Origin of the sequence: Bacillus gaemokensis (assembly GCF_001590835.1) — a bacterium.
GTDB classification, from domain to species: Bacteria; Bacillota; Bacilli; order Bacillales; family Bacillaceae_G; genus Bacillus_A; species Bacillus_A gaemokensis.
The window spans coordinates 1,457-4,281 of the sequence record NZ_LTAQ01000041.1 but is presented as its reverse complement, the minus strand read 5'-3'; the positions used below and the strand labels follow the sequence as shown (position 1 = coordinate 4,281).

2 protein-coding genes and 1 pseudogene are annotated in these 2,825 nt (G+C 31.9%); 1 reads left to right on the top strand and 2 read right to left on the bottom strand.

The annotated features are described in order from the left end of the window. Window positions 1–349: pseudogene (locus AZF08_RS21275) on the bottom strand (DDE-type integrase/transposase/recombinase); the annotation flags it as partial. Next, entirely contained in the window at window positions 346–1,071 is a 726-nt protein-coding gene (locus tag AZF08_RS21270; RefSeq protein ID WP_235604077.1) for an IS6 family transposase, read from the bottom strand. The pseudogene AZF08_RS21275 and the gene AZF08_RS21270, both read right to left, overlap by 4 nt. A gap of 1,347 nt (window positions 1,072–2,418) precedes the next feature. Between AZF08_RS21270 and AZF08_RS21265 the strand changes: the two genes are divergently transcribed. Next, on the top strand, window positions 2,419–2,628 hold the full coding sequence (locus tag AZF08_RS21265) for a hypothetical protein (RefSeq protein WP_033679245.1): 210 nt from the start codon (window positions 2,419–2,421) through the stop codon (window positions 2,626–2,628). Window positions 2,629–2,825 lie beyond the last annotated feature (197 nt).

The following is a 2,825-nucleotide window of genomic DNA, read 5'->3' as shown; positions in this document are numbered from 1 at the left end:
ATATAAATAACACCATTTTCCTTTGACTTTTATATAGGTTTCATCTAACTTCCAAGATGATTGTACGTTTTTATTTTTCTTCTTCCAAATTTGATAGATGAGGTTTCCATATTCATGAACCCAGCGCATGATGGTTGTTGGGTGAACTGAGATTCCACGTTCTTTTAAAATTTCAGAGACATCTCGATAACTTAAAGAAAAACGACAGTAATAGCCAACGGCGAACTGAGATTCCACGTTCTTTTAAAATTTCAGAGACATCTCGATAACTTAAAGAAAAACGACAGTAATAGCCAACGGCTACCAAAATAATATCCTGTTTGAACTGTTTCCCTTTAAAATATCTCATCTGTAATTCTCCTTACTCTTTTTTTCTAGAGTGTAGTCGCATTTAGAAAACCTTGCAACAGAACCTATGAACCTAACTTCATTTTGGGCAGACTTCATCTGTGGGTGAAGTTGTCCTTTTTTCATCATATGCATGGTCTCAACGCCACTCAATATGGAAGTGGCTGTTTCATATGACTTGAATCCTAACATAGAACGCACACGTTTCTTAATGAAACGGTGATCCTGTTCTACTATATTATTGAGATATTTAACTTCCCTTATTTGTATGCCTTCAGGCATACGTTTCTCTTCTTTTGATTCTTGAATTGCTATGGGATAGGCTGGGTTCTTGTCTACTGTTATAACACGAGGTTTACAAATATGAGAAGCAGCCAAGGCTTTCTTGAAAAAGCGCTTGGCTGCTTGTTTATCTCTTGATTCACTGAGATAAAAATCATTGTGAATCGACTGCGCGCGATATAAATACATCCATTGACCTTTTACTTTCACATACGTTTCATCGACTCTCCAGGAATCATTTGTTGTCTTAAGATGACGTCGTACTCTTTCATCTAATTCAGGTCCATATTGATGCACCCAACGCATAATGGTGGTGTGAGCAATAGACAAACCTCGTTCCTCCATCATTTCCACCAAATCACGAAAACTTAGGTTGTACTGTAGGTACCATCTTACCGTTAATAAGATACTATCAGGTTGATAGTTCTTCCATTTGAACAAATTTTTCCATACCGATCACACACCTTTTTAGAGTAATATTATCAGTATGTCCAAGTTTAGGAGATTACTTGCGAGAACTTTAGAGTTTTTGCACCAGAACCCAATTAATTAAGTTTGATATATAAAAAGCATTCTTAGCTAGAGGAATGATTTTCTTAATTATATTTAAATTAACTATCACTGTTTGAAAGAAGTCATCGTGAAAAATTAAAATAAGCATTTTGTGTCAACGATGCATAACGTTTTTTGATATTTGGGAGTATTAAAATCTCTTAAGTTGATGGGTATGTATAGTGACCCCTCATAGGAAACTCCATCTTTAGATATCCATTAATTATTAAATATATATATTTATGTCATGAACAATTGATTTAAAATATAATTTTACAACAATTCCCTGGAAACTAATTGTAATTCAGAATATTAAGATGTATAATAATAGTAGATCAAATCAATCTATTATCCTCACGAAGCGAAAAAGGGTTGTAAAGCAGAAAAAAGGAATCCATAACGGGTTCCTTTTTTCTATTTATAAAATACAACAGTTCTGGATTCGTTTACTCTAATAAATTATAGTTGTATGTTGTTTATTCATTAAATTCGAATGGTTATGGATCGTAATTAGATAACAACTATAGAAAATCTCCCATTTTCTATGGCCATACTTCACTTTTTTTTTATAAAAATGAATTTTAAAAGTAGTTTAAATTAGATTTATTATGTCTGTTTTTGTTCTTCGTGTTCGCTTGTTTTATTCCCATGATGTACACAAAGTATATTTTTTATTTAGTTTAAATATTTTGTTATTCGGATAATTAAGGTCCGGATTTTTAGACCGTTCCTCCCTGTCCTTCAACTATCTTGCTATATTTTGATTTTCCCCTTTCTCTATTCTTTTCCATTCAATTTTTCATCTGAATTTAGCTTATCTGTTTTTATATTTTCAGCACCCACTAATAATCCAGTATGTAAAAGGTACCTGCTAATAAAGTTTTAATCATGTCAGTACTTCTTTGTTTTGATTCTATTCACCATAAATAAATTATATTGTATATGGTATTAAATGATTCTTTTAGGAGCATAATTCATTTGTTTATTATGTAATTATTATATAGTAAAGAAATAAGAACTCTATATCGAATGCTTTTGAATCTATCTTCTCAATTATTTGATGTAAATTAGTCATATTTTTACTCAATAGTTCATACGTATTGAATAGCCATAGTGGAATTAACAACGAAGATCTAAATTTTTTTATTGTGGTAAAAAATTAAAAAATGTAAACCGTATCAGATTATAGGAGCAGAAGGTACTTAAAAACGAATAGGTGGAAGGATGAGAGGTTCTGTGATACATCGATATGAGATTGATTTTTCTGTGATGTATAATGGTAAAGTTACAGCTCTACAATCCGCAATCATTCCAGCACTTTCTTTAGAGGATGCAAACGAGAAATTAACAACAGAAGTGAAAAGAAGATTAGGAAAATGTGATATTAAAATTGATTCTACAAGTCTATGTGTTTCAGACGATGAAAGATATAATATTATTATGTAAAATAAGACAGTCCCCTTGGAACAAATTCAAGAGGACTGTTTTTCTGGTTTTGGTGCAAAAACTTCAAGATATTTGCACCTGAAGGGGTACGGAAACGATGGTTCTGGTGCAAAAACTCTAAAGTYCTCGCAAGTAATCTCCTAAACTTGGACATACTGATAATATTACTCTAAAAAGGTGTGTGATCGGTATGGAAA